General features: G+C 35.6%; 25 protein-coding genes and 1 pseudogene. 21 read left to right on the top strand and 5 right to left on the bottom strand.

The annotated features are described in order from the left end of the window. Positions 1 to 618 precede the first annotated feature (618 nt). The gene (locus SB717_RS27790; protein ID WP_410905832.1) at positions 619 to 831 is read right to left on the bottom strand and encodes a hypothetical protein; all 213 of its coding nucleotides are present in this window, start codon (positions 829 to 831) and stop codon (positions 619 to 621) included. A gap of 391 nt (positions 832 to 1,222) precedes the next feature. Here SB717_RS27790 and tnpA point away from each other — a divergent pair. Next, positions 1,223 to 1,620, top strand: a pseudogene (gene tnpA / locus SB717_RS27795) (IS200/IS605 family transposase). 5 nt (positions 1,621 to 1,625) lie between these two features. Further along, entirely contained in the window at positions 1,626 to 2,702 is a 1,077-nt protein-coding gene (locus tag SB717_RS27800; protein WP_410905834.1) for an RNA-guided endonuclease InsQ/TnpB family protein, read from the top strand. 878 nt (positions 2,703 to 3,580) lie between these two features. Here the strand turns inward: SB717_RS27800 and SB717_RS27805 are convergent. Continuing rightward, positions 3,581 to 3,733: a CopG family ribbon-helix-helix protein gene (locus tag SB717_RS27805; protein ID WP_410905836.1), complete on the bottom strand. Its 153-nt coding sequence runs from the start codon at positions 3,731 to 3,733 to the stop codon at positions 3,581 to 3,583. A 254-nt stretch (positions 3,734 to 3,987) separates the two neighbouring features. Here SB717_RS27805 and SB717_RS27810 point away from each other — a divergent pair, with 254 nt between their 5' ends. Beyond that, a complete protein-coding gene (locus tag SB717_RS27810; RefSeq protein ID WP_410905896.1) occupies positions 3,988 to 4,497 on the top strand; it encodes a L,D-transpeptidase in 510 nt (169 codons plus the stop codon). Between the two features lie 129 nt (positions 4,498 to 4,626). On the opposite strand, the gene SB717_RS27815 is transcribed toward SB717_RS27810, so the two are convergent. Further along, complete coding sequence (locus SB717_RS27815) at positions 4,627 to 4,824, bottom strand: helix-turn-helix domain-containing protein (RefSeq protein ID WP_179891686.1); 198 nt, start codon at positions 4,822 to 4,824, stop codon at positions 4,627 to 4,629. A 164-nt stretch (positions 4,825 to 4,988) separates the two neighbouring features. On the opposite strand from SB717_RS27815, the gene SB717_RS27820 reads away from it, so the two are divergent. From SB717_RS27820 to SB717_RS27835, 4 genes are all read left to right on the top strand, one after another. Beyond that, positions 4,989 to 5,135: a hypothetical protein gene (locus tag SB717_RS27820; protein WP_410905838.1), complete on the top strand. Its 147-nt coding sequence runs from the start codon at positions 4,989 to 4,991 to the stop codon at positions 5,133 to 5,135. Between the two features lie 68 nt (positions 5,136 to 5,203). Next, complete coding sequence (locus SB717_RS27825) at positions 5,204 to 5,500, top strand: hypothetical protein (protein WP_341284961.1); 297 nt, start codon at positions 5,204 to 5,206, stop codon at positions 5,498 to 5,500. A gap of 340 nt (positions 5,501 to 5,840) precedes the next feature. Then, positions 5,841 to 6,065 carry a hypothetical protein gene (locus SB717_RS27830; protein WP_410905840.1) on the top strand — a complete coding sequence of 75 codons (225 nt, stop codon included), beginning with the start codon at positions 5,841 to 5,843 and terminating at the stop codon, positions 6,063 to 6,065. 60 nt (positions 6,066 to 6,125) lie between these two features. Continuing rightward, positions 6,126 to 6,524, top strand: a complete 399-nt coding sequence (locus SB717_RS27835; RefSeq protein WP_410905842.1) for a hypothetical protein — start codon at positions 6,126 to 6,128, stop codon at positions 6,522 to 6,524. 323 nt (positions 6,525 to 6,847) lie between these two features. On the opposite strand, the gene SB717_RS27840 is transcribed toward SB717_RS27835, so the two are convergent. After that, complete coding sequence (locus tag SB717_RS27840) at positions 6,848 to 7,075, bottom strand: helix-turn-helix domain-containing protein (protein WP_274157912.1); 228 nt, start codon at positions 7,073 to 7,075, stop codon at positions 6,848 to 6,850. Between the two features lie 581 nt (positions 7,076 to 7,656). After that, entirely contained in the window at positions 7,657 to 8,241 is a 585-nt protein-coding gene (locus SB717_RS27845) for a MerR family transcriptional regulator (protein WP_410905844.1), read from the bottom strand. 1,120 nt (positions 8,242 to 9,361) lie between these two features. On the opposite strand from SB717_RS27845, the gene SB717_RS27850 reads away from it, so the two are divergent. The 14 genes from SB717_RS27850 (at position 9,362) to SB717_RS27915 (ending at position 26,709) form a co-directional block, all read left to right on the top strand. Further along, complete coding sequence (locus tag SB717_RS27850) at positions 9,362 to 11,332, top strand: primase C-terminal domain-containing protein (RefSeq protein WP_410905846.1); 1,971 nt, start codon at positions 9,362 to 9,364, stop codon at positions 11,330 to 11,332. Between the two features lie 723 nt (positions 11,333 to 12,055). Beyond that, entirely contained in the window at positions 12,056 to 15,121 is a 3,066-nt protein-coding gene (locus SB717_RS27855) for a TraM recognition domain-containing protein (protein WP_410905848.1), read from the top strand. 109 nt (positions 15,122 to 15,230) lie between these two features. Next, positions 15,231 to 16,076, top strand: coding sequence for a replication-relaxation family protein (locus SB717_RS27860; RefSeq protein WP_193426746.1), 846 nt, complete (start codon positions 15,231 to 15,233; stop codon positions 16,074 to 16,076). A gap of 13 nt (positions 16,077 to 16,089) precedes the next feature. Beyond that, positions 16,090 to 16,305: a hypothetical protein gene (locus tag SB717_RS27865; protein WP_410905850.1), complete on the top strand. Its 216-nt coding sequence runs from the start codon at positions 16,090 to 16,092 to the stop codon at positions 16,303 to 16,305. A 12-nt stretch (positions 16,306 to 16,317) separates the two neighbouring features. Continuing rightward, positions 16,318 to 17,454, top strand: a complete 1,137-nt coding sequence (locus tag SB717_RS27870; protein WP_410905852.1) for a conjugal transfer protein — start codon at positions 16,318 to 16,320, stop codon at positions 17,452 to 17,454. Between the two features lie 19 nt (positions 17,455 to 17,473). Continuing rightward, on the top strand, positions 17,474 to 17,746 hold the full coding sequence (locus SB717_RS27875) for a hypothetical protein (RefSeq protein ID WP_410905854.1): 273 nt from the start codon (positions 17,474 to 17,476) through the stop codon (positions 17,744 to 17,746). Positions 17,747 to 17,758: 12 nt separating this feature from the next. Continuing rightward, positions 17,759 to 18,160 (top strand): PrgI family mobile element protein, encoded by a 402-nt coding sequence (locus SB717_RS27880; RefSeq protein WP_335541764.1) that lies wholly within the window; start codon positions 17,759 to 17,761, stop codon positions 18,158 to 18,160. 20 nt (positions 18,161 to 18,180) lie between these two features. Next, complete coding sequence (locus SB717_RS27885; protein WP_410905856.1) at positions 18,181 to 20,724, top strand: ATP-binding protein; 2,544 nt, start codon at positions 18,181 to 18,183, stop codon at positions 20,722 to 20,724. A gap of 72 nt (positions 20,725 to 20,796) precedes the next feature. Then, a complete protein-coding gene (locus SB717_RS27890) occupies positions 20,797 to 21,348 on the top strand; it encodes a hypothetical protein (protein WP_410905858.1) in 552 nt (183 codons plus the stop codon). Positions 21,349 to 21,361: 13 nt separating this feature from the next. Further along, complete coding sequence (locus tag SB717_RS27895; RefSeq protein WP_410905860.1) at positions 21,362 to 23,671, top strand: CD3337/EF1877 family mobilome membrane protein; 2,310 nt, start codon at positions 21,362 to 21,364, stop codon at positions 23,669 to 23,671. Between the two features lie 15 nt (positions 23,672 to 23,686). Beyond that, positions 23,687 to 24,265 carry a hypothetical protein gene (locus tag SB717_RS27900; protein WP_410905862.1) on the top strand — a complete coding sequence of 193 codons (579 nt, stop codon included), beginning with the start codon at positions 23,687 to 23,689 and terminating at the stop codon, positions 24,263 to 24,265. Further along, entirely contained in the window at positions 24,246 to 25,376 is a 1,131-nt protein-coding gene (locus SB717_RS27905) for a bifunctional lytic transglycosylase/C40 family peptidase (RefSeq protein WP_410905864.1), read from the top strand. Before SB717_RS27900 ends, SB717_RS27905 begins: the two co-directional genes overlap by 20 nt. Positions 25,377 to 25,399: 23 nt before the next feature. Beyond that, complete coding sequence (locus tag SB717_RS27910) at positions 25,400 to 25,897, top strand: hypothetical protein (protein WP_410905866.1); 498 nt, start codon at positions 25,400 to 25,402, stop codon at positions 25,895 to 25,897. Between the two features lie 188 nt (positions 25,898 to 26,085). Then, complete coding sequence (locus tag SB717_RS27915; RefSeq protein ID WP_410905868.1) at positions 26,086 to 26,709, top strand: hypothetical protein; 624 nt, start codon at positions 26,086 to 26,088, stop codon at positions 26,707 to 26,709. Positions 26,710 to 26,761: the final 52 nt, after the last annotated feature.

Consider the following 26,761-nt stretch of genomic DNA (forward strand, 5'->3'; position numbering starts at 1 on the left):
TGATCTATTAATTTAGTAAAGATAGAACATTAAAGAATACTCTAATTCACTTTATTATAAAGGTAAAATAACTTGAAAAATAAGGGTGTATTTCAAGTGTTTTCCGATTGAAAGCTTAGCTTTAAGATCATCTTTACATTTTTTACAGAATATATACTAAATTCTTAATGAAAGCGCTACCCTCGTTTATAAGATAGTAGAGTTATGAAATGATTCACCTATTATTCAAGTTTTAAAATGATTCTAGAACTATCATGCGTTTAGAGAGAATTTTTGGTGTAGTTATGAAACTACTTATGTAATGGTTTATCGTTGATCCTTTAACCCTTTCTATCCTATAAAATGGTATATCGAAACTATAATAAATACCCAAATGGGAATGGCAATAGCTAATCCCCATAAACATCCCTTCATGAAACTATTTTTTTGCATATGATACTCCTATGTGAGAAAAACATTTGCTTCTCTGATTGATTTTATGTTCTAGCCAAAATAAATGACACCAACACTTCCTGAAACGGGCATAATTGTTTTAGTATGTATTCTAAATTAAAACGTTGACATTCCTATTCATTTAGGTTAAAAAACTAAAATGCTAATAAAAACTATAATAATTTCTTAATTTATCTTAGTTTTTAAATCATCTGGATTTAAATTAAGCAGATGCTCACTTTTTTTTCCTTGTTTCCTCAGCTGCAATTCTTTATATTTGCTTTCTATTAAGCTACAAACTACATCCTTCATAGTTATTTCATATTCTTTTGATATTTCAGACAACATTTTTTTTATAGAAGGATGAGCATCTATTACAATTCTTTCAGTTACTGGCATATCAAATTCCCCTTATTTTGATATTTTTTTACAACTTTTTCATTATAATGTACGTACATAGGATATTCAACCTCTTACCTAAAAAAATTACAATTATTCTCACCTAATGTTTTATAATAGGTGTGGAAAGCAGGAATATAGGCATGAAAAGTAAAATGTAAGTTATGATATAAGGCAAAGGACTTACAAAGACTTTAAAGTATTTACATTAGAGCTTAAAACAAAAAAGACACTTTCATATTCTTATTTAATTAAGAGTACGAAAGTATCTTTCCTATAGTGTTAAATATTAAAAGTTATTGTTTTATTACAGATTTTCTGAATGGGAAAGCTAACTCTTTTTTATTGTATATCTGTTGGAGTTTATAAGCAAAACTAATACAATGTGTATATGAACGAATATAGAGGAACAAATACAACCGTATCATTCTTTACTATCATTTCGTTTTTTGTCCCCGGTATAGAAGGAAAATATTCCTTCGTACTGATGTAGAGGAACGATTTAAACAGTTGGTACAAGAAATATGTGAAGAATTGAAAATTGTCATTGTTGCTTTAGAGTGCGACAAAGACCATACACATATGTTTCTTCATACACTACCAACGCTTAGTCCCGCTGATATTATGGCAAAAATCAAAGAAGTAACTTCAAGAAAATTAAGAGAAGAGTTTCCTCATCTTCAACACTTGCCAAGTCTATGGACACGTTCCTAGTTTGTATCTACCGCAGGGAACGTATCGAGTGAAACGATTAAGCGTTATGTTGAACAACAAAAAACAAGGAGGTGAAACGTATGTCACAAACAATAACAGTTAAAATCAAACTGCTTCCAACAAAAGAGCAGGCTTCTATTTTGCGTGAGATGAGTCAAACGTACATCTCCACCATCAATGCGCTTGTTTCTGAAATGGTTGCTAAAAAGAAAAGCACAAAGAAATCAAGCAAGGATGTTCCTGTCCATTTGCCAAGTGCGGTCAAAAACCAAGCAATCAAAGATGCAAAAAACGTATTCAAGAAAGCAAAGAAAAGTAAATTCACTACCATTCCTGTGCTTAAGAAACCTGTATGCATTTGGAATAATCAAAACTACTCTTTTGATTTCACGCATATTTCAATGCCAATTATGGTTAACGGCAAAACAACTAAAACGCCTATTCGTGCTTTGTTAGTCGATAAAGATAATCGAAACTTTGATTTGCTAAAACACAAACTAGGTACGCTTCGAATCACAAAGAAAGCGAACAAATGGATTGCTCAAATTTCTGTCACCATTTCTACAAGCGAAAAAACAGGGTTAAAAGTCATGGGAGTAGACTTAGGCTTAAAAGTACCTGCTGTTGCTGTAACAGACGATAAAAAGGTACGCTTTTTTGGCAACGGCAGACAAAACAAATACATGAAGCGAAAATTCCGTTCTGAACGCAAAGCATTGGGCAAAAAGAAAAAGTTAAATGCTATTCGTCATTCAAAAGATAAAGAACAGCGATATATGAAAGACCAAGACCACAAAGTGAGTCGTGCAATCGTCAATTTCGCTAAGGAAAATAAGATTTCTGTCATTCGTTTAGAACAATTAACGAATATCCGGCAGACGGCAAGAACGAGCCGTAAAAACGAAAAGAATTTGCACAACTGGTCATTCTACCGCCTATCTCAATTCATTGAATACAAAGCGAATTTGGAAGGTATTAAAGTTGAATATGTGAATCCTGCTTATACTAGTCAATCATGCCCAAAGTGTCCTGAAAAGAATAAGGCACAAGACCGCAAGTATAAATGTAAATGTGGATTCGAAAAACATCGTGATTTAGTCGGTGCTATGAACATTCGGTATGCACCTGTGATTGATGGTAATAGTCAATCAGCCTAAGATGCTATATGCACTGTCTTAGGAGGGGCAATGAGATGCCCTCATCTTGAAGGCTGTTCAAAACGGAAATGGACTGCGAACGCTTAGTCATTCAAGAATCCCACCCGTCATACCGTAAGGTGTAGGGCTTGCGACTTTAGTCGTGGGAATCTCAATTTGGAGAAACGGATCCTCCTGAGTATATTTTATGTGCTCTTTGAGTTTTAAAACTATTACAACTTTCATCAGTTCTCACTTTGATTTTATGTTCCCCACAATACTTTGAGATAGTATTGAAAAAACAACATTTAGCACAGTTCTTTTTTGAGTCTTCAGTTGTATTAATTCCAGCTTTGTTCTTATAAAATTCTCTAATTTCCTTTTTACTGATACCCTTTGACAAAAGTTTCCCCTTCTTTCTAATCGTTCTAACAATTTATCGAGTGCTAGCTAGACTAGACATATGAATACTTTCTTTCATTGTAATGTTGCTGAGTCATCTGAAAAAAAAGTACATGAAACATCTTTATCTAGAAACTAAAATAAGTTATACCTCACTATATATAATGTTATTATGTATCTTCGACATGAATTTTACAATCTTTGTATGATAGCTGTTGATAAGAATTCTAACTATTTTATAGTTAGAGATGATCTAAAAAAAGCCGTCAAAATTCTGACGGCTTTTTTTGCTGCGTTAAAATTATCCAAAGCTTATAAGTTAGTAACCTTACTACGGTACTTACATAGTATCTAAAGGATAGCTACTGCAGTTATTAATCAGTAGCTACTTCTTTAGTGTTACCGCATTAATACAAGCTATATGCACGTAGTGGAGCTAATTTTGTTTAAAATATATATAAAAGGCTACCATGCATAGTTATGGTAGCCCTTTTTATTTATTGTTTATTTAACCCTTTTTTGATTAATTCGCGAATCGTTTCATTTCGGTTTTGTAGTCTTTTTTCGTGCCAGTATGTTTCGATTTCTTCTAATAGATCATGAGGTATTGTGACAAGTACTTGAGTATTTTTTTTCTTATCCACTACCATATTTTCATTCCCTCCTTTCAACGAGTATATCTCATATCGGTTATAAAACATATATGATAAATATTACTCATAATTTGTAAAAATTATCTTTTGAAGAATAAATTTACATGATATAATCTATGTACATAATATTTGTAAAATAACCAATATTATGTATAATTTCTACATTGGTTATATAACCTAAATAAGTTATATTATTTAAAGGGGATGGGATTGTGAAAAAAGTAGTTAAATATCTATCAGTGTGTTTGATTGTGCTGTTTGCGGCAGGTAGCTTTGTAAAAGCGCCTTTAGCATCAGCAGCAGAAAAGAACAATGATTTAATTATCATTAACAAACAGTACAATAAGCTAGCTTATTATCATAATGGATACTTAGAAATGATTGAGCCAGTAGCGACGGGGAAATCATGGGAGAAAACGCCGGTTGGATTTTTTAAGGTAGTGAATAAAATAAAAAATCGTCCATATTATACGGGACATATCCCTGGCGGAGATCCACGCAATCCTTTAGGGAAACGGTGGATAGGGATTGATGCTAACGGAACTAAAGGTGATACATACGCTATTCATGGTAACGCGAATGAATCAAGCATCGGTAAATACGTGAGTCAGGGTTGCGTTAGAATGCATAATGACGCTGTAGCAAAGTTATTTGATAAAGTGAAGGTTGGAACACCTGTTACAATTACAAATTCTTATCGGAGCTTTGAAGAGTTAACTAAACTCTACGGATATGACTTCAAAGGATATAATACAAAATAAACAAAAGGCACTCGCTATATGCAAGTGCCTTTTTTCTACGTTGAAATTGTTGAATAGATATTGTTAAACATCCATTTTATTATAAGTAAATGTTCTTTAATATGCTACCAAAGTACAAACATAAAGCCCTTACTCTTCAATTTCAAATAACTCTTCTAGAGATACATTTAAAGCTTTAGCGATCTTAATTAAGTGTAAATCAAGGTGTTGAGAGTTTTTATCAAAACGAGATATGCTAGCTTGTGGAATGCCAGTCATATCAGCAAGTTGATTTTGCGTAAGTTTTTTTTCTTTCAGTAGCTCGCGTAATTTTGGTTTTACGTTCATATAAACAAACACCCCATCTATCAGTGGTCATTACTCAATCATTATACAGTATACACAAGTGCATAAAAAGATAATGTTATTTACATGCAAATTCCACTAGTGTATAATGTATATATTGTGAATTATATGGAATAAAATAACATTTATAAGTGGAGGTATTAAAAATGAGAGAAAGTTATTATCGCTTGGTCCTTCGTCATTTTTTGAAATACCCTAACGAAATGTTGAACGCTATGAATGACGATGATTGTGAAGAAGAATACGAAAAAATTGTTAGTAATGCTGCTTGGAGTGAAAATCTTTACGTGTGAAAGAATAAAAGTTTTACTACATTTTTAAATTCTAAATGTGTAGTAAAACCCAAAAGGGAGCTGGTTTTATGAAAGTGAAAACAACAGAACCTGGATATCTTGCAAAACAAAAAGCAAAAGGAAAAACGTATTTGTTTATTAAAAAAACCTATCGTGAAGGAAAAAAAGTGAAGAGTAAATCGTTATATAGTTTAGGAGCCATGCCGGAAGCACTTGAACGTCTTTATTGGCTACGCGATCACCCAGACTATTTTCCAAAGGATTTGGAGAAAGCAGGTTTTACACTTGCTCATATATATAAGTGGGTTTTAGCTATTGAAATAAGACAAAAAGAGAATGGAGCCCCTTTCGATGTGTTTAATTAATCTTCGGACAAATAAAAAAGCCACTTTAATTACTAAGTGGCTTTTAGCTACGTTAAAATTGTCAAAAAGTCATAAGTTAGCAACCTTACTGCGGTACCTACATAGTATCTAATGGCTATCTACTTCATTCATTAATCAGTATCTACTTCGGTAGTGTTACCGCGTTAATACAGGCTTTATGGGCGTATTAGAGCTGATTTTGGAATTTGTAAGAAAGATGATTTGGAGAAGAGAAAAAACGGAAAGGCAACTAGGGAGTAAACTGACGTGTAGAGCAATGAATGTAAATATGAGATAATTTTGAATATAAGGGAAAATCACGGGATGGGAGATTAAAAGGATGAGCATTCGAACAACGGAAATCAAATTCAAAAAAATGGTGTGTGTCTTTGATGGTCAGGAAGAAGGATTGAGTATTAAAAAAGAAGAATATTACGGGTTTGAGACTGCTGACGCAAGGGGTTACAACGTTTTTTCGGATATGAAAGTGGATAAGGATGTTTTATCTAATTGGATAGGTTCATATCCAAAGGCTTATTTTGAATTAGTTGATGATAAAAAATAGGTTGCTGCGTTGGAAAAAAGTATGTAAAAAATAATCAATACATGTAAGGGAGAAGTAAAAATGTCATTCCACACGTTTGTAGAACACGTTAGAAATCCATACTTTCGCGGTGAAGTTGATACTACAACTGATTTCGCTAAAATGCTAGATGAATGTTCAGATGAGGATTTAGTTAAAAGAGCGCAGCAACATGTAACGAATTTATTGACAGCTCAAAGAGAATTGTTTTCTATCAAGATGTATGCCGCACTTGAGGAATACTTAAATAATGACATTTTCTTGTTGCTTAGTCTGGTTGCTGATGCATTGCACAACATGCCTCAGCATTTGACAAATTCGAATGAAGTAGAATTAAAAGTTGAGTTGCTACGATTTTATCAACTAAAGGAATTGATTCTACAGTATATAAGCGAGTTTGTGGAAAATAAAAATGTTAAAATTGTATTTGAAGCACTATAAAACAAAAAACATCTAATTAAAAGTTAGGTGATTTTTGTACGTTGAAATTTATCGATTAGACGCCTAATTACATTAAATTATACAGTTAGTTTTATGAAAAACATTATAGGTCATTCATTATATATTAATAGGTATTTTTAAGTATATCTAAATAAGTATATTTGTTAAGTTTTTAAGAGGTCATATAAAGGTCTAAGGATTTATAAACATCCACTGTAAAAAATTATAGTTACACATATTGTAACTTCAATCAAATACTAAATGAAAAACCTCGATAAAAGCCTTACTATAAATAATGTTAAAGCTTTTTTATTATCGCTAGTTTAAATATCAAAAAAATCATCCGTTTTTTTACTTTTATCTATTGTTCTTATTGTTTTCATTACTTTTTTTAGTGTAGATGAGCTTGGAATATAATCTTTTTCGTTGTATAGCTTCCAAACCGTTCTCCGAGAAACTTTACTTTTATCTGCAAAGTCTATTTGTGTTACGCCTTTACTATCAAGCCATTTTCCAAACTTAGAACGTTTAGGGGTTTTCCACCACGTCATAATTAAAACCTCCTTGCTAATAACCATCATTGCCAATTTGAGCAAAAATATTCTCACTGTCTGCAAAAAAATGCGAATAATGTACAAGTTACAGCTCATATCATTTATTAAGACGTCTAGAAGGCATCATAATCTCATGAATGGAGCGAGTAAAATGACAAAAGAATTAGCATTCTTTTTATTAAATCGAAAAGATGTCTATTTGACATCGGAAGGTAAAAAGATATTGGAGGTCATTCTGAAAGAAAAGAACGCGTATGAAGGAAAATAAGCAACTGACATCTTTCAGAATAATGTCGGAATTTTTGTCATAAACATATAGCATGAATATAGTTAAGACCGCCTTATACACTAATACATAATGGGCGGTCTTTGTTAAAGATATTCATATTTTTATAGAAAAAGAGCCTTGTTCTTATAAGAATAAGGCTCTTTTCTGTTATGCACAATGGGATAAAAGCGTTTTAGTATATCATTTTACAATCAGGTTTTAAAAAAAATCACAAAAACTTCTTTTATTTTTCAAAATTAAAGATTACTAAGAAGTAATTATAGTTCTTTTAATGCTCGCTTCTAGAACTTTACTTACCTAATAATCGTTGGAACCAACCTTTCTTAGTAGGTTGCTCCTCATGTTGACTTACTGCAGTTAGTTTTTTACCTTCTAACATCTCACGCATGGCAGCAGTAAGATTTTCATTTCTTTCTTGCAAGGTATGTTCTATATAAGTATTTTGCTTAGTTAGCTGTTCTGCTAAGTTCATAAGTACTTCATCACGTTTTTTATCACGTTCTTCTAACTGATCAAGCCGTTCTCTCATCCTTCTCATTTCATCAGCTAATATCGAATCAGCACTTATTTCTGGAACAGGCTTAAACGCTTCTCCTCCCGTATCAAGGTATAAAGCTATCTCTTTAAGTGTATACTCTTGATCTCGGTTTAGATGTTTAATTAATTGAAATCTTTCTAACCCATCTTTTTTAAAAATACGATATCCATTTTTCTTTTTCGTAAAAGGAATATAGCCCTCAAGTTCTTTTAACCAATTACGTATGGTATGTGGCTCTTCTTCTAAAATTTCTGATATATCCTTTATAATGTATTCACGTTCTTCGATTTGTTCTTCAAAACCTTGCTTTTCATCTCGATTATCATCAGTATGCATGTTTTTACCTCTCTTCCTATCAATGTAACTATAAAACTTATGTAAACTCGATTATCAGCACTATAATAGTTAGAACCTAATTTAAAACTTATAGAAAACTATTACGTTAAAATCATAATATATCCTCTTTTTAAATTCAAAATCTTTTTAGTTGTTCCTTTGTAAAGATAATTATTTCAAATGTTAATACGTATGTTAAAAGGTGAAAAGTGCCTATTATACACTTTGGTAATAGTGTTTAAACATGGTTAAATGAGTGGGAAATCGTTTTAGTTTAACTTAAGTTAAACTAAAAATCTAAATTTGGATGTTTCTATGTGTATTGAATTAACTAGTTGAACTTAAAAGGTGATTATGTTGATATATAGCTTATTTAAAAAGTTTGTTAGTTCAACCTAAAAGGTATAAACCTATGTACATATGAAATTACCAATCTTTAGTTGGATTTAAGTTCAACTAATGTAACCATGTTTTAAGTATAACCTAACTCTTTAAGGAATAATAAAATCCAATAAGGTTAATGCTAAAGTATTTTATTTTAAAAATGACAAAACGCGTAAAATCTTAAAAGATCTCACGCGTTTTGAACATTGACTATAGCATTAAAGGTGTAACTTTATAACATAATATTCGATAAATAATACACTAGTATTATAACATGTTCTAAGGAGATAAGGTATAGAAAACCAGTGGAAGATATGATTGTTTGCACGCTAAGTTATTAGATAATTTAGAATAAAATGGTTATGTTTTTTCATTTTATACTTGTAAAGTGGTTAAGTTTAGCAGTATCATAGAAGTACAACTAAATGAACGGAAAAAAAGCAAAAAGCTCAAGCGATTAGAATCGGATTGCCGTCCTATCTAATCGTTCACCGTAACTTCCCTACGGTAAACTGCTGCTCAAGCTTTTCACTCCATGTACGTATTCCACGTACATAATGTATTTTCCTACTTGGAATTTTACTACAAGTAGAAAATATAATCAAGATATTATGAGTGATTAATTTGAACAGGTAACGCTAAATTTATAGGGTTTCTCTATATATAAAAGCGTCGTTTACCATTTAACGGTAAACGACGCTTTTTGTGTTTCCGAGTAAATGGAGGGACACGTGTAATGAGAAACCTTGCGCAACAAATCTATGGGAACCAGTTGACGGAATATTCAAAAAAACAAACACAAAAACAAAAAAATGGATACAGTAGCCGTTTAGGGTGGATATTCGTATCAAAAGACTTTACGAAAGAGACAACAAAAGCTGTTCGTACATATGGTTCATTATTTAACGTCAGCAAAGACTATACATACTTCACGCCAAATACGTTTTATCGCAATGATCTACGTCGTTTAAGTACACTACGTTGGATTAATGCGATGTCGATTGATATTGATGCAAAGAACGGTGAGAACGAGGGGATGACTCTTCCGGATATGCAAGAGTTGATTACACAAGCAGGACTTCCAATGCCTTCTTTAATCGTTCAAACGCCTTCTAAAGGGTTTCATGTTCATTGGTTTTTAGAACAGTCAAAACGGGCTTCGGACAAGTTAAATGCTCATTATAGCCGTATTCAAACATGCATCGCTGAGATGTTAAAAGGGGACGTAAATGCGATTGGTCCTGAGCGATTATTCCGTTTACCAACGGATGAAAATACAGTCTTTCATTCACAAGAACGTGTATCTTTTGATGAGCTATGTGAATGGTTCCAACTGGTTCAAGAACAAGATCAAGTAGACGTACAAACATACAAAAAAGGATTCTGCAAAGGCTATGAATCTCTTTTAAAACATCCTGCTGTTCAAAAGATCCTAGAAGGTGTAAATGAAGGCCAACGTGATACGGCTTGCTACACACTTGCACTTGCTTATAAGGCAGCTGGATACGATGAAAAAACAGCAGAAACACACTTACATAACTGGAATCAAAAAAATAAGCCTCAAATGCGCCAAATTGAGGTTAAACGTAAAGTTAAGAGTGCGTACAATGGCCGTTTCCATGCTCCATCTGCGAAAAAAATTCGTGAGTTATCGGGCATGCTATTTAGCTATGTCATTTGGGAAGAAGCGAAACCACGGGAAGAACGTACATACAGTCATATCGAAGAGTGGGAAGGGGATGTATTAGCATTTATCCGTTCTCAAGGAGGACAAGTATCTGGTTCACAGCGCGACATTGCGGATCAAATCACTTCAAGTGTTGATGCTGAAAAGAAAATCCCTTATGCAACGTTCAAAAAAGTGATTGCGAGATTAGAAGAGCAAGAAACCCTTTCGAAAAAGGTCTCTGGTAAGGGAAGAGGGGCTTCGACAGAGTTAACTATCATTGATGAATTAAAAGCTCATAGAACGCAATCTGATGCGTCAAAAAAAGAAGGGCAGACTCCTTCTAAAATTAATGGGTTCAATTCAAATACAATTAAAGATACGGTGGTGGGTGGGACGGCTCTACCTCTCTCTACAGGTTCTAGTCTCGCTCTTCCTAAAGAAACTTTAACACCTGTTAGCTTACCTACGTCTTCTACTCTTTCTAAGCCTGCTCCTATCCCTGGGAATGTGCCTATTGCGTTCGTTAGTGCTCTTTACAATCGTGGTTTTGTAGAGGGGCGTTTTATCTTCCGTGCGTGGGGTAAGATTCAACTGGCCTTCAAGGCGTTTGGTATTACCTATCATTCTATTGCAGCTACTGACGACTATCTACGCTTATCTATGGATGCTGTCGCGGTAACTGTTGAGAAAAAGGGTTCTATGATTGCAGGAGACTTCCAGGGTGACGAACCTTTCTTAAAGTATCTTTTCGGCACGATGAAGGGTTTATTTGCGAATTATCGTTCTGATCAGCTTACACAGTTTGTTGAAGAAATTGAGGGTTTAGGTGAAATTACATTATCACATGTGGGCATGGAATTAGAGGACGAATTGAAGGCATCTAGGGTCGTAGATCGAGAGTTATTGGAGGTTAAATTAGCTGAAATTGAACGTGAGCAATCTGCACGTCAAAGACGCAAACACTATCAAAATCATTCTGCTTTTGAGCTTCATTCAAGCTTAAATCAGTTCAAACTTTTTATGAAAACAGATGATTAATTTCTGTAAAAAAAGAATCAAGAAAAGATATAAAATCTCTTCTTGATTCCACTCACGAAGTTAACTATTCCCCTTACAGAATAATCAAAGATAGTGTATACAAATAACGAAATAAAGGCAATTGTTATCTTGAATTGATTAAAACTCTATTAAAGACTTAGATGAGATATTGAAGAGCAGGTTAATATATACATTATCGAATATATAATAATAGGTTTAATAATAGATACTTAATAGGTTAATAGTAATGCTAATACGAAGATGAAATGAGGATTTTCTAAAAAATATGACCTTAAAGGTCTATGTAGTAAAACTTCTACTAGGCATTAGGTCAGTTTTACTGGAAATCCCTTGAAGCTCTAAGGTGTGAGGCATATAATGGAATTAAGCAATAAATAACCCAAATTTTTCAAGATACTTTCCTAGAGGTAACATTGATTACGTTAGTAATCATGTACCGATAGGAGAAGCTCTCTATTACTCCTGTTTTTTCGTTTGTATCGTTTATTCGTATCGGCGGGGGGCGCACCAAGCGTCCAATCAACATGCCCTTACACATGCTGACACCTATACGAACCTATACAAACAAATACAACATCGTTCTTCCTTACAACACAGAACCCAACTTCAAAACAGCTTAGAACCCAACAGCCAAAGAACCTCGTTCCTCGAAAACTTCATAGCTCTTTTCCTTCCTCTCTCTCAACAAGGAGGGGAAACCAATTGCAAGAAAAACCGTCAAAAAAACAAGCAACGATCTTTGACGATATTCTCGACCAACTGATCGAAAATCCACGGCAGGGGATAGCTGTTGTACTTCTTGGTTTGACTGGCATGGGCGTTTGGAAAAAAGACTGGCTTTTGTCTCTTTTGCCATACAGTCCAGAAACGATTCATCATTGGCTGACCATTTGCATTTATATCATTCAAATCCTAGTTGCTTTGCTGCTTTTCTTTCTGTTGATTCGATGGATATGTGCTATCTTTCGGATTCAGAGACATTTTGATTATGTTCAACTGTTGCCACATACGGATGATGGTGTTTCAAAAGAAATGCTGAGTCAGTTAATGCGGCGGATTCACGGAACAAAACGAAGATGGATAGAAAGGCTATTTCTTGGAAGAGAACGCTTTTCGTTTGTTATTCGTTACACCATTGATGATGAAGCAGGCGCGCAATATCGTTTCTATATTGGAGCTGAAAAGAATCAACTAGAGGCAATTAAGTCCAACTTTCACAGTGTTTATCCGAATCTGACGTTCTTTCCTGCAGATAACTTGGAGTTTCCAAGTAAAAAAGCAGTGGCAGGTCGTTTGAAATTAAAAAGCAATAACTTGAAAAAGTCATTGCCACTTTCACGCTACAAGTCAGATCAACTACCCGGAATCATTTCACATATGAAAGCTGATACGTGGTTGCAGGTGGGATTCACACCTAACGATGGGTGGAAGCTTCGAAAAGCCATTCAGAAGCTAGAAGAGGACTTGAAAGGGGATAAACCTTTTAGGGATCATTCAGCCTTTGATAAAGAAGAATTAGCAAGCCTAAAACATCGTTATTCTGGAAATGAAGTTGCCTTTGATTGTACGGTGTCAATCGCTTCCGAATACTACCCAGGTGTACCCGTTGTTAAAAGTATCGCAAACGCCATTCACTCCGTTCTAAACAATGTGAATGAACTGAAATATAAGAAGTGGAAAAAGGCCGTGCAATGGTATCCGACAGGAACGCCTTACAACATGACCTGGACGGGAAGTGAGCTTGCAAACCTTCTTCATTTACCGCACTTTGACGAACGAAACTTGATGCAGAAACTTGCGAAAGAAATACCACACTCCAAAAGGGGTGAAGAATTACTTCCAGATCATGTTCTAAGTAATGAAGAAGGTTCTGTCGATTTTGGTGTGCAGCATCATCAATTTGTTAAAAATCGTACCGTACGGATTTTAATGAGTGTCCTGCAAAAACACTGGTCCTTACTTGGTGTGACGGGTTCAGGGAAGTCAACGTTACTCAATAATGTGTTAATGAGTTATGTTCAGTCCTTTATCAAACACGGTAACGAAGGCAAAACGTCCCCTGGTTTCTCATTTGTTGACCCAGCAAGAAACACAGCCATGATTTTACTCAATCAAATGTTGAAAGCTGAACATGACGGGGCAGAGATTAATTGGAATAAAGTGCATTGGATCTCGTTTAAAGATACGGATTATCCACCGGCTTTAAATTTATTGCATCGTTTTCCGAATGAATCTCCTGAACGAGTGACACAAATTATTATGCGAATCATCAGTGAAAACTTCCAAGTGGCCAAACAAACCGAACGTCTTTTGGTGAATTGTATCAAAACGCTTGTATTGGACACAGGAGAGCGTCACACGATTTTAGGCGTAAAACCATTAATAAATGATTTTTCGTTCCGACAGCGCATTCTGAATCGTTTAGAAGATGATCCAGAAGCTTATGACGTATTAGATTTTTGGCGGAATGAAGCAGAAGACTTAATTGATGCCAGTCGCATTGCTTTATTTAATCGCTTAGATACATTTACCTCAAATCCATTATTACGCAGGATGTTTGGTCAAAAAGAGTTTACTCTTCCTATCCTTCAATGGATGGATGAAGGACATATTATCTTTTATGACTTTAGTGGATTAAGTGAAGAAGAAGCTGGATTGATTGGTGGATTTCTCACGTATTTGTATTACCGTGTTGCCGATACAAGAGGGGGAACACCTCTTATGCATCAATTTGTTTTTGATGAAGCCGCACGACTAGAGAAAATGACTATTCTTCCTCGAATTATTGCCGAGCAACGTCAAAAAGGACTATCGTTAGGGATTGGGACACAATCCATGCACCAATTGGATCAAGAGCTAAAAAATGCATTAAAAGAGGTGCAAGGTAACTTCTTTGTATGCAGGCAGGGGCCAGAAGGGGCGGCAGCAGCGAGTAAGATGTTTAGTGTTCCAGGTGCGAAAAAAGATCAACCTCTTTTTTCTGAATCCTATTTTACTAGCTTGCCAGATTTAGTTACCGTCATTCGTACACAAGACCAAATCAATGGTTCGAACGAAATCGTTCAATGTGTGGTTAAATTGCCACCTTTAGATCGTTACATGCCAAATGGACAAAAAGCTACGTTTAAAAACGAAGTAGAAGAAGCAAAAGCCAATGCCTGGACCGCACAAAAAGTAAAAGAATTGGCATCCAAAAACGGTTATCACAAATCAGAAGTTGATGTAATGATTCGTGCTTATTTACAAGGTGAAAAATACGTGCCTAAAAAGCAGTTGACAAAGGAAAAGAAAAAGCCGAGAGCTCCTTTACAAGCTCAACCAGAAACACCTATTTCTTTGCAAAAGAAACAGCGTGTAGATACTGAAAATGTAGATTCTGAGAAAGTAGTTGAAGTTGGACCGGATGTTACAAAAGAGACAGAAGTAGAAGTGAAGCCAGAACCAATTCAGCCAACTATCAAGCTTTCAAGGAAAAAACAAATAGAAGAAACGGTGTCAGAGAAGACAGAAAAACCTGCACAAAAGCAGCCGTTTAAACCGATGATTAAGCTTTCATGGGAGAAGTCTGTAAAGGCAGAAGGACAGTCGATGAAAGAAACGGCTACTGCTGTTGAAAGGATTTCGGAGGATAAAGAACAGATTCGAGAAATAGAGCCTACACCTATTGAACCTGCTGTCACTTTAAAACAAAAAACAGAAAAGTTACCAAAAGAACCACAAACTATTGTGTCATTACGAAAGAAAAAACCTTCAGAAAAGAATGAATAGAGACGGAAGGAAAAGAGGGAAAGTAAACGTTTTATGTGAAAAAGGGAAGACTTTTTACACATTCACGAAATTAACGTTCCTCTTATAGACAAGGGAGAGGCGAAACAGAATGAAAAAATATATCACGCTGAATGAACAAGATACAGACTTATTAATTAAACTACATGATTTTATCTATATTGATTCAAATTTTATTGTTGACCATATTTTAACGAATTACGCTGATCGAAAATATGTGATGCAACGCTTACGATTGCTTGAAGAATCGAAGCATATCAAGAGTTTCACTGTTCCAATGCCAGGATATGAGAAGCCAGGGAACTTATATACGTTGGATGCCTTTGGTGTTGAAATCGTAGAAGAGCTACAAGGGTTCTCGAAATGGCAGAAAAAATGGTCAACAGATGTGCCAGCATGGTATCAGCATCAGTTGATATTAAATCGTTTGGTTTTATCCTATAAGCAACAAGCAGAAGAACTAGGGCTTGCGGTTAAAGAGTGGATTCCAGAAGCGAGAGGAACGTTCCAATATGGAAAAAGTAAATCAGAGGTTATCAAACCGGACGGCGTGCTCGTTGTTGGTGAAGCTGATAGCGACCAAAATATTGGCTTGTTCGTTGAGCTAGAACGTAGTGTAGCTAAGCGTCAAAATACCATTCAGAAAATCATTCGTTACAATGACTTTTTGAAACGAGGAAAAGAAACGCTTGAAAAATACGATATGCATGTTGGATTTGAAGAACCTATTTTAGATTGGCGGGTCTTATTTATTGCAGGGAATGAAACGAATACCAAAAAAACCATGCGTGATCTCTTGAGTATTCCAGCTCAAGAACGAACACATATTAAAGTTCCTGTGTTAGCAGCTAATCTTGAAGAAACAAAAAAAGATGCATTTGGGGACATTTATCATTATGTATTTAGTAACTCGTCAGATGTAAAAAAAGGATTGTAAGGAGGGGGAGCTAGTGGTTCGCAGTTTATTTAAAACCCTTCTTTATATCGCTGGAATTTGTCTCGTAGGAAGTTTTATCCTACGGACATTCCCAGAAGCGAACGTACTTTGGGAAACCGGAAAAGATCAATTTTCGGTTTTCTATAACCAAAGCGTTGCAAGTTATGGGGTTACAGGAACAATTATTCTTATAGCAATTGTAGTCTTCTTGTTTGCTGGTAAAAAGTAAGGAGGAATGATGATGAGAAAATGGCAGAAGAAAAAGAAGCCTACTCCTAATGAACCGTCACAAGGGATAAAGGAAAGGGTGAAAGAAAAGGCCAGTACTTCAAAAAAGTATATGCCGAATTTGCTAAAGAAAGATGAAAAACAAAAAGAAAAAGATCAAGTTATCATCAAACGAGCCAATATGAAACGTTCTACAGCTACAACGATTGGAAGAGTCCTCATGATTGGAAGTATCGTGATTGTAGCGTTAGGTGTCTTTAGTGCTTTTCGACACAATCTCGTTCTTAGTAATTTAGAAGATCAAGTTTCAGCTCAACAACAAGATCAAAGCCCTAAAAAGAATCAAAATACTCAAAATATTTTGTCTATTGAATACTTTACTACTCAATTTATGCGTCATTACACAAGCATCGAACCAGGAGAGGACAAACAAAAGGAACGTGAGGAAGCTTTACAGAGCTTTCTAGCAACCGGTCTAGATAAAGATGCTGGAATCGATTATGCCAATGTTCCTGGTATTCAACGCTATGACAGTAGCGATGTGGTTTCCATTAAACAAAAAAATGACCATATTTCAGATGTATCTATCAAAGTCCATGTAACCTCGATTAAAGAAGTGGAAAAGAAATCAAAAGATAAAGATGGAAAAGAAAAAGTTGAGAAAAAGAATGAAGAGAAAAAGGCAACCATCTACTATTTGGTACGTGTATATGAAGATAAAAATGGTTATAGCGTCATTGATTTACCACAACCCTATATGCCAAAACAAAATCAACGCGTAACTGTTTCAGAGAATGAAGAAAACAAGAATACAGATGCGGTTGTCAATAATGAGGTTCAAAGCTTTTTAGAATCATTCTTTAAAACGTATACAGCGAAAGATCGAAGTGATGAAACAAAATTCTTTTTTAAAGATTCTAGTAAAGCTCAGTCTTTAAACGGACTAATGAATTATAAATCAATGAACAATGTATCTGTCTATGAAAAGAAATCGACTAAAGGTCAGTATATTGTCAGATGTTCAGCCAAATTAGAACAGCCTGTCACGGGTATTCAAAGCAATCACAGCTACGAATTTGCCATTCAACGTGACGGTCAAGATAAATTCGAAATTTTAACCATGAAACCTGTTTCTTACGAAATTAAATAAACTCTTAGGGGGATAAGAAATGCTTACAACTTTTTTACAATCATTTATGTTGGGTGATATCAATTTGCAAGGTGTTAGTAGTCAAGGTGACACCAATGTCATGAGTGTTATTCAAACCGTTTTTATCTGGGTATTGCTGTTTGCCATTATTGGTTCGCTAGTCGTGAAAAAGTATCGTGGGGCGCTTATGGTTCTTGTTTTCGGTGGAATTATTGGTGTATTTATCTATGGCCCAAGTAACATTATTTCTTTAGGTGATTCGCTCTTAAAATTCTTCGGTCTTTCAAGCTAAGGAGGTACATTCATGAGACGCATTACAGGATATTGTACCAATAAGATTTTTGCCATTCCAAACATTGTGAGAGGGCTAGCAGGGGGAAGGGAAAGCATTTCGCTTCCCTTTTCTGTGACTGTTACCCAAATCATTGTCATATTCGTTTTCTTTCTTCTGAGTATTCCATTCAGCATTTTAATGACACCCCTTATTCCCAACAAAATTGCACGTATCATTGTTGTTTGTATTGCAGCACCTGGATTTTTTGGTTATCTCTTAGGTTCTCAAACCAAAGAACATATGAACATTATTCGCTATTGGCAAGTGAAGTATAAAACGTTTATGGAGCCAAAAGAGCTTTTTCGATTTGAAGAAGTCGAACAAGCAAAAAAGATTACCTACAAACGCAAAATTCCTATTTATCGAAAATGATGTGAGGAGTGAATGTGAAAATGGATATTCAAAATGACATTGTAGCTGTTTGGCGAAATGTTGTCATAACAAGGGATGCACGGGAACAAGGATGGTTTAAATTTAGTGGGTTTCATACAAGTTTTGATTCAGAAGCACAATTAATGGCTCACTTTTCCGAATTGAAACGGTTGTTTAAAGAAATCAAACGAGAAATTCAATGTATCGTTGTCCCAACGCGGCAATCGATTGATGATATTCGCGAGAAATACTTATCGATGATTCGAGGTAACTTACGAGTCGTTGCTAGTTCACATATTCAATCCATTTTTAATTATCTTAAAACAAGTGATGAACTGGGTGCGGAAGAGCGTCGCTATGATTTTTACATCGGGGTTGAACTAGGTAAAAGTACGCTAGATGACGAAGCAGAGGATATGACGTACAGAGAAATGTACCAAGCCCTAAAAGATTGGCTTTCCTCTAAATTTGCAAAAATACGAGGAGATCATCATGTGTATTTAACAGAAGATCGTTTACGAAAAATCTCTCGTTCCAATAAAGAAGTCACGAAGTTTCTTGAAGGTTTACCCTTTTCGTTTACGCCTGTATCAACAGAAGGGATGACCAAGTTAATTCCATGGATTTTTAACATAGGGTTGCGCTTTCCTCCTAATTGGCAGAATTGGGAAGATCGTTTTACACCTATCTTCAATAAAAAAGGGGAGCTCATTGCTCGCATTCAAACGGAAGACGATGTGTTGAATCTTCAATTGACAGGGATTGAAAATCCTAAATCCCGTCGATATTTAACACTGCATCAAACAGACGCGAAAGGATATAACCATCAGACGCATGTTGCTTTCTTGCATATGGTGGGTATGCCAGAGGAAATTCATTTTCCAGAAACGCGATGGTTAGAAGCTTTACGGTCATTGCCTTTTGCGGTAGGTGTGAACTTGAAAATGAGTTATCAAGATGCAGACCAACGGTTGCGGAAGCTACGCCGTAAGAAATCAAATTTAGAAGATCAAGCGAACCATTTGAACGCCTTCGGAGAAGATGCAGGCTCAAACGTTTATCAAGGTATTTCACATGCTGAAAACATCATTGCTAACGTAGAGAAGGAACGAGAAGGCGGCTACTTAATGAGTGCTATTTTTTCGGTTAGTTCTTCTGATCGGGATGAATTAATGCAGCGTGTCAATGACTTGATTGATGAGTATGCAGGTATGGGAATTACACTTCAAAATACGTATGGTCTTCAATTACGAAGCTTGCTTGAATGCTTACCAGGTTCAAGACGCTATGTAACTGAATTTATCCAAGACGTAGACATTAATGCGGTAACAGCTAGCTTTTTTGGAAATCGACAAGAGCTAGGAGATGAATACGGCTATTATGCAGGAAGAACATTAAGTGGCACGGCTGTTTATGTATTGCCTGGTTTAGCTGCATCGGGTGCGGCTCTTACACAATCCCTTGTAACAGTGTATACAGGAAAAACGGGTTCTGGAAAATCAATGGCTGCCAATCGGGATATTTATGAAGCAGCTTTATCAGGAGCTAAAGTGTTATTGCTCGACCCTAAGTCAGAGAGAAAAGACATTTGTAAATGGGATGAAAAATTAACTGAATTGGGAAGTGAGCTTAACTTTATTTCTTTTTCGACAAAAGATGAAGATGCAGGGAAATTAGACCCGTTTCTATTATTTGATAACAGGGCCGAAGCTGTCGAAGTTTCCCGAGAAATAATCTATTACTTGTTAAACATTAATATTCGAAATGATAGTGCAAAAAGTTCGATTGTGACAAAGGCCGTTAAGCGTGTCGGTCAATTGGCAGAGCCTTCTATTCGATTTGTAAAAGATGAATTACGAAACCTAGTAAAAGAAAGTGAAACCTTACCAGAAGATCATCGACCAATGGCATTGGAGTTAGCTTCTATTTTAGAAGAATTTGAAGATGTGTCACTGGCTCGTTTGATCTTTGGAAAGCGTATGGATGATGAAAACGTCTTGAATTATGCGAATCAATTCAATGTGTTACAAGTTGATAATCTACAGTTACCGAAAAAGAGCACGCCATCAGAAGAGTATACAGAGGCTAACATTGTGTCAGTAGCGATTCTGTTTAGTCTTACAGCCTACATGATGAAGTTTCTACGAATGTTTCAAAATGAATTGACGGTTGTTGCGATTGACGAAGCGTGGAACTTCTTCCAAAATCCAGCAGGGGAGCGTTTGATTGATCGTTTATTCCGTGAGGGACGTTCCTTGTTTTCACCGATTTATTTAATGACTCAAAACTTAATGGATATTCCAAGCAGTATGCGAGGTCAGATTGGTACAGCATATTGCTTCCGTACAGATATACCAGAAGAGATTGAAACGATTCAAGAGTTTATGAAATTAGAGGATAGTGCAGGTCTAGAAGATATGATGCCTAAAATGCAGTCAGGTTACTGCTTGTATCGTGACTTGCATCAACGAACAGGCGTAATGCAGGTTCGTATTTTACAAGAACATCTATTTGATGCATTTGACACGTCTATAGACGTCAGAGAGCTTGCAAATCAAGCGTAGAAATAAAGCCTTCGTTTATATATGACACGGAGGGTGGGCCTTTTAAAAGGTTTAGAGTAAAGGAGAATAAACATGAAAAAGATACTAACCTTTATTTCGATCATTTCAATTGTGGGTGCACTTGCAGGTTGTGGGAAAGAGGAAGCAACTACAGAGCCGAAGCCCAAAACATGCGAGCAAATTGAGCCTTGTAAAACGGCTTTGCAATATGCAACTTATTATGAACAAGGGGCAGCAGATAAAGCATTTAAGATGGAATTAGATGATGATGATGGAAGAAGTTATGAAGATATAACAGATGCAAAAGAAAATATAGCCGGTGATTACAAGCAATACCAACATAAGAGGATTAAAAAATATGGATTATTAGAATATGAGTTGTCACCTCCAAAAGAATATCTTTATAAGTTCAGATTCAAGGATATGAGAAACAATGAAAATAAAAATTTCACTGTGCGTCTTGAAAAACAAGGTAAGAGATATTTAGTAGATCAGTATTACGGGGGAGCATCTAAAAATGATGTAACAGTAGGAGGGGAGATAGTAAATCATAAAACATACTATTCAGCAGGATTGACACAGCAGGAAAAAACAGAGCTAACACCTTTACCAATTGAAGAATAAGGGGGTATAGGGAATGGGAAAAAGCCTATGTAACAAATTGATGTTAATCATATTAATGTTGTTTATGTTGTGTCCTGTTTCATCTGTTTCAGCTGCAGCACCAAATGTTATGGATGAGTTAATGCCACAAACAGATTTACCGCAAACAAATGCACCTTTACTTCGTTACAATGAAGTACCATTAGAAAATTATGATATTGATATTTATAACAAGGATGACCAAGACAGTCATTGGTATGATTCAATCAATGTTTTTAAAGTAGATGAAAAAATTTATGATAACATCGCAGCTTTACAACAACAGATACTAAGTGGTATTTGGTACGGATATTTGGTGGTTGTAAATTTCGGAATTTTCTTGATGGAACAGGCATTTACCTTTGACATTATCGATAGCATGTTATCTTATGTTTCCACCTTTATAGCAGAAGCTGGGGGGAGTTATGGTATTGGTCAATTCATGGGGTTCATGATGATAATGGTAGCCGGTTGGTTGGTCTATTCATTTGCTAAAAGGCAGTATCGTGCTACTCTATCGGGGTTAATTGTGGCAGCTATCTTATCAGCCGTTTTCACCGTTTATGTGCAAAATAGTGATCAGCTCTTAGGTCAATTAAATAATGGGAGGAACGCTCTTACTTCCGCCGTTCTTGGAGCATCGACTTATTCATTAGGGAATGATTCCTCCAAAGAAAAGAGTGCAAAAGATCAAGCGAATACCAACTATACCAATGAAGATTCGGTTCGTTATGGTTTATCCCAAATTCGCAATTTGATGCATGATTTATTGATTGTAAAACCTTATCTGTTACTGGAATTTGGTACAACGAATTATGGTGTGATTGGTGGAGGAAAAGCTAAAAATTCATCACCTGCACAAATAAAGAAGGGGAAGGAAACTGTTAAAGAATTATTAAGTAAAAAGCCAGGTAGTGATAAAAGAAAAGCTTTTGTTACAAAGAATGCTAGCAATTCTCTTTTTGCACCAGAACATACAAATAAGCGTATTGTTTTATCACTGTTAATTTGGATTCCAGCACTTGTTATTCTTGTAATGGTCAGTTATTTAGCTACATTCATTCAAATCTACGGTGTTGGATTCTTACTTACAGCTATTACAGGGGTATTTGTCTTGTTTCTCAGTATCTTCCCAGCACTCCGGTCATTTGCAAAACAATTTACATTGAAATTGCTTGGATTCTTGATGATGTGTGTAGGACTTACCGTTCTATTGGTTTTACTGTTTAGCTTTGTCAATATCACATACAAAGTAGCGAGTGAACATAATTGGACCTATGCTCAGATAATTGTAGCCGTTCTTATCATTGTAGCTGCCCTGTTTGCTCTTCAAAAACAACTCTTTGGCTATAAGATATACAACCAATATAAACAGCAAGTAAAGCAAGCTTGGAGAGAAAAAGTAGATGCGATTACGTATCGAGATCAGCAAAGACAATACGCAAGAGTAGAGCCATTTTATACAGGTTCGAATGTTCATTCTACCTCCCTAGCTAGTCAGCCAGGAACAACAGATTCACAGATTCGTAGACGGATGCAGGAGACAATGGAGAAACAAAGTAATAAACCTACCCTTCGTCGTAATCAACCAATTGAACAGGCATCAACTGGTACTGATGACACTAGGGCAACGAATAAAATTAGACCATTTAGAAAATCACAAACAAGTGATAAGCAAACGATATCCAATGAAAATGGTGTAATCCCTAACCCTCATAAAAATATTAAGAGTAATGATGAGGGTGACAATCATAACAAGGCTGTATCTGGTCAGATGGTTAAGCAGCAACGAAAAAATCAAAATCATGCACCATTAAAAGCACAACCGAAAAGTCCAGAGAAGCAAGCATCTATGAACGACAATAACTCTACTTCTGGAAGTCAAAGTGAACAGGTTATGACAAAGGTACGCCAACAAGAGAATCAAGAACATGCACCGATAAAACAGCAGCCACAGCAAGAAACATCTCCTTCTACTCAATCAAGTAAAGTCATCGAACAAATGAGAAAACAGGAAGCACGTACAGAACAGCAAAAAGCACCTATTCAACAGCCTAACAGACCATTGGTTCCAACAAATGGTGAGATTTCAACCAAACAATTTAATCAAGAAAAGGCGCCATTAAAAGCAAAACCACAGCCACCAAAAAACCAACAATTTGAAAAGCAAAGAAGACGACATCAGGCGCAACAAGAGATTCAAGAAGGAAAAGAACAAGTGTCTACTTCCAACGAAAGTGATAAGGAGTATATAGACCGTTCTAAAGAATTAGAGCAAATGAGACGGCAATCCCAACAAAAATAAAGGGGGGGTATAATCATGAGTGTTCGACAAAAGAAATTTATTGTTTTATTAAGTGTAATCGTCTTTTTAGGCATTATGATTAGTGCCTTTACCTTTAAACAACGGCCTGCTTCTTCCTCGCAAGAGGAGAGGCAAGCTCCTTCTTCTGAATCTGTACAAGAAGAGAAAGAGGTAATGATTGAAGGTAAGGAAAATCCATATGACCAAACCCAACGAAATACAAAAGAAGATTTACAGAGTACAAAAGAAATTGCAACTGAATTTGTCAGAGCCTTTGCAAGTTTTAATGGGAAAAATCCTTCTGAACATATTGAAAAAGCAAAGCCTTATATGTCAGAGGAAATGTATCAAAACTATAAGAATCAAAAAGAACGTGGAACATTAACCTATGATAGAGTCGTGCCAGAAACCCTTCAAACAACAGAGGTTTCAAACGATGATTCGGACGTTATTCAATGGAATGTTGTTATGCAAGGGAAAGTATATGATGTAGAGGGAAAGGCACAACCAGAGGAAGATTGGTACTTGGTTACACTCAAAAAACAAGATGATGGATATAAGGTGGTGGGTGTGCGTGTCAACTTACCGAATTAGACCCATTCAACAATTAAATCGTTCTGCTAAACGAAAGTCTAAGATATTACTAGCTATTATCGCAGCTTTATTAGCTTTGGGCGTGGTATTTGGTGTTATGGCTATGGTAAGTGTGTTTGGGATGATTCTACCTGATCAGGAGGAAGCAACAGGCGTTGACGGTGTAGGAGTGAATATTGGAGATATTCAAATATCAAAAATCGGGGAAGGGCAAATTCCAAAAGAATACATTGAAATTTATAAAGCAGCAGGAGAAAAATACAATATCCCCTGGACACTCATTGCCGCGATTCACCGCGTCGAAACGAACTTTGGACAGGATCTAAATACATCATCAGTTGGGGCAATCGGACACACACAGTTCATGGTAAAAACGTGGGTTGGATGGTCTTATCCAGGCGGTACAAGGCTAGGTGATGCTGCTATTTCAAAAGATGTTTTGATGAATCTATCCATGATTAAAAAATACGGTGGATTCGGTGTTGATGGGGACGGGGATGGAAAAGCAGACCCTTATAATGTGACGGATGCCATGTATTCAACAGCAAACTATCTGAATGCTAATGGTGGCGCCTCTGGAAATTATCAAAAAGCTGTATTTGCTTATAATCACGCTACGTGGTACGTATCGCGCGTTATGGGATTCATGAATGCCTATTCTAGTCGTTCTGTTGAAGCTGTTTCCATAAAAGGTGGTTCTGCAAAAGGTTCCGCAGCCATTGAAAAGGCAATTCAAGTTGGCTCTTCTATAGTCGGAAAAAGCCCATATGTGTGGGGCGGCGGACGAAATCAGAGTGATATCGCTGCAAGGAAGTTTGATTGCAGTTCCTATGTAAGATGGGCATATAGTTCAGCCGGTGTAGATTTAGGGCCAGTAAGTGCTACTACAACAGATACGTTAATCAAGCGTGGTAAAGTCGTAAAAGCAAGTGAAATGAAGCGTGGAGACGTCATTTTCTTTGATACGTATAAGATCAATGGACACGTAGCTATTTACCTGGGAGATGGAAAATTTCTTAATGACAGTAGTTCACAAGGGGTTTCTATTGGTGATTTAAATAATACGTATTGGAAAGCAAAATTCAACGGAAATGTTCGACGGGTAGCCTAACTTTAAATAGGGAAGTGAATAAAATGAATGAGGAAAAAATAGCAGCCATTAAGTTAGAAATAAAAGAAAAGATCAACGTATTCTGGTCTGAACATTGGCTGCTTACATCAGCGATGATTTTGTTTTTTGCTTCATGTTATTTGTTCAATTTAACTCATAGTGGATTTTTGTATCTACCTATGATTGTTTCTGGATGGGTAGTGGTGATGTTTGCTTTAAAATATAAAAGTGAGCATTCGCTCTTTTCCTCAAAATCTTCTCAAAAAAACATGCAGCAAGAATCTTCTTATGAAACGTACACAGTGTTACGCGTGTATACGAATGACCCAGACTTTCAAAATTATATGCAAAATCAAGAATATTTTCACAGTCAACACGTTCAAATGGAAAACCGAGTGATTGACCATAGTCAAGATATTGAATCTCAAATTATGTTTATTCGAAAACCGGATTTTGCTTTTTGTTATCACTTGTTGATGGACAGAAAAAACGAAATGTATTTCATTGGTGAATACGTGTAAAAAGAGATCCATTCTCCTAAATAAAAAATATGATGTTACTGAGAAGCTCTGTGACGCAATTAACCTTTGTATTACGGGTAATTATTTATCTGCTTTAAATTTGATTGCTTCTTACGATAATGTTTAAAAGTAATTATACAAATTAAAACAAGAAATTTTAAAAACTTATAATAACAGGAGGTTCTTTTATGTTGTGTCGAGGTACATTAACAAGAGTAGAAATTGTAAAAGAGTATGATATAGCTCCTATTGCTCATGTAAAGCTTTTAGCAGGTCAAGAAAAAAAGAGTTGCACTAATGATAAATTAGAGCATAGATATTATTGTTTTTCTTATAAACATAAAAAAGATAAAAATAAAAGTGGTACTTTTATTTGTGGAAAGCATGCAGCAGACCATTTCCTAGAACTTTTAAATCATAAAGAAATTCCTCTTTTTAACCCTTTATCTAGTGAGAGAGTCAGTCATGGTGGGGGATCTGGTAAGGGAGATGTAACTAGAGATACGAGAGAATGGAATCCGATAGCAAAAGAGCTATCTAATGCTATTAATTTTTTAATTATATCCTGGAACAAACCTCCAAGAGATGTATTAAGTGATATTAAGAAGAGGATAGAAGCTGCTCCAATGCAAAAACCTAAATTAAACGACGTGAAAGCAGTAAATACAATTGTATCTTACGATAAAAGGAAGAGGAAATTATCAGATATGATAGAAGAACTACGTAAAGATAATCCTTCCTTAAAAGAGTATAGTTTTGGACGCTTGAATCAAATATTAGCCAATGAGGATAAACCATCTTATTTTAGTTAACTTTATAGAAAAATTGATATTATTTATAACGAGTTAAAGAAATAAAAGTTCA

Source organism: Priestia sp. SIMBA_032 (genome assembly GCF_046535215.1).
Classification (GTDB): domain Bacteria; phylum Bacillota; class Bacilli; order Bacillales; family Bacillaceae_H; genus Priestia; species Priestia aryabhattai.

Bases quoted from the DNA above. Each gene is read 5' to 3' on its own strand.
- SB717_RS27790 (WP_410905832.1), bottom strand. From the start codon at position 831: ATGCCAGTAACTGAAAGAATTGTAATAGATGCTCATCCTTCTATAAAA.
- SB717_RS27800 (WP_410905834.1), top strand. From the start codon at position 1,626: ATGTCACAAACAATAACAGTTAAAATCAAACTGCTTCCAACAAAAGAG.
- SB717_RS27805 (WP_410905836.1), bottom strand. From the start codon at position 3,733: ATGGTAGTGGATAAGAAAAAAAATACTCAAGTACTTGTCACAATACCT.
- SB717_RS27815 (WP_179891686.1), bottom strand. From the start codon at position 4,824: ATGAACGTAAAACCAAAATTACGCGAGCTACTGAAAGAAAAAAAACTT.
- SB717_RS27820 (WP_410905838.1), top strand. From the start codon at position 4,989: ATGAGAGAAAGTTATTATCGCTTGGTCCTTCGTCATTTTTTGAAATAC.
- SB717_RS27825 (WP_341284961.1), top strand. From the start codon at position 5,204: ATGAAAGTGAAAACAACAGAACCTGGATATCTTGCAAAACAAAAAGCA.
- SB717_RS27830 (WP_410905840.1), top strand. From the start codon at position 5,841: ATGAGCATTCGAACAACGGAAATCAAATTCAAAAAAATGGTGTGTGTC.
- SB717_RS27835 (WP_410905842.1), top strand. From the start codon at position 6,126: ATGTCATTCCACACGTTTGTAGAACACGTTAGAAATCCATACTTTCGC.
- SB717_RS27840 (WP_274157912.1), bottom strand. From the start codon at position 7,075: ATGACGTGGTGGAAAACCCCTAAACGTTCTAAGTTTGGAAAATGGCTT.
- SB717_RS27845 (WP_410905844.1), bottom strand. From the start codon at position 8,241: ATGCATACTGATGATAATCGAGATGAAAAGCAAGGTTTTGAAGAACAA.
- SB717_RS27850 (WP_410905846.1), top strand. From the start codon at position 9,362: ATGAGAAACCTTGCGCAACAAATCTATGGGAACCAGTTGACGGAATAT.
- SB717_RS27860 (WP_193426746.1), top strand. From the start codon at position 15,231: ATGAAAAAATATATCACGCTGAATGAACAAGATACAGACTTATTAATT.
- SB717_RS27870 (WP_410905852.1), top strand. From the start codon at position 16,318: ATGAGAAAATGGCAGAAGAAAAAGAAGCCTACTCCTAATGAACCGTCA.
- SB717_RS27875 (WP_410905854.1), top strand. From the start codon at position 17,474: ATGCTTACAACTTTTTTACAATCATTTATGTTGGGTGATATCAATTTG.
- SB717_RS27880 (WP_335541764.1), top strand. From the start codon at position 17,759: ATGAGACGCATTACAGGATATTGTACCAATAAGATTTTTGCCATTCCA.
- SB717_RS27885 (WP_410905856.1), top strand. From the start codon at position 18,181: ATGGATATTCAAAATGACATTGTAGCTGTTTGGCGAAATGTTGTCATA.
- SB717_RS27890 (WP_410905858.1), top strand. From the start codon at position 20,797: ATGAAAAAGATACTAACCTTTATTTCGATCATTTCAATTGTGGGTGCA.
- SB717_RS27895 (WP_410905860.1), top strand. From the start codon at position 21,362: ATGGGAAAAAGCCTATGTAACAAATTGATGTTAATCATATTAATGTTG.
- SB717_RS27900 (WP_410905862.1), top strand. From the start codon at position 23,687: ATGAGTGTTCGACAAAAGAAATTTATTGTTTTATTAAGTGTAATCGTC.
- SB717_RS27910 (WP_410905866.1), top strand. From the start codon at position 25,400: ATGAATGAGGAAAAAATAGCAGCCATTAAGTTAGAAATAAAAGAAAAG.
- SB717_RS27915 (WP_410905868.1), top strand. From the start codon at position 26,086: ATGTTGTGTCGAGGTACATTAACAAGAGTAGAAATTGTAAAAGAGTAT.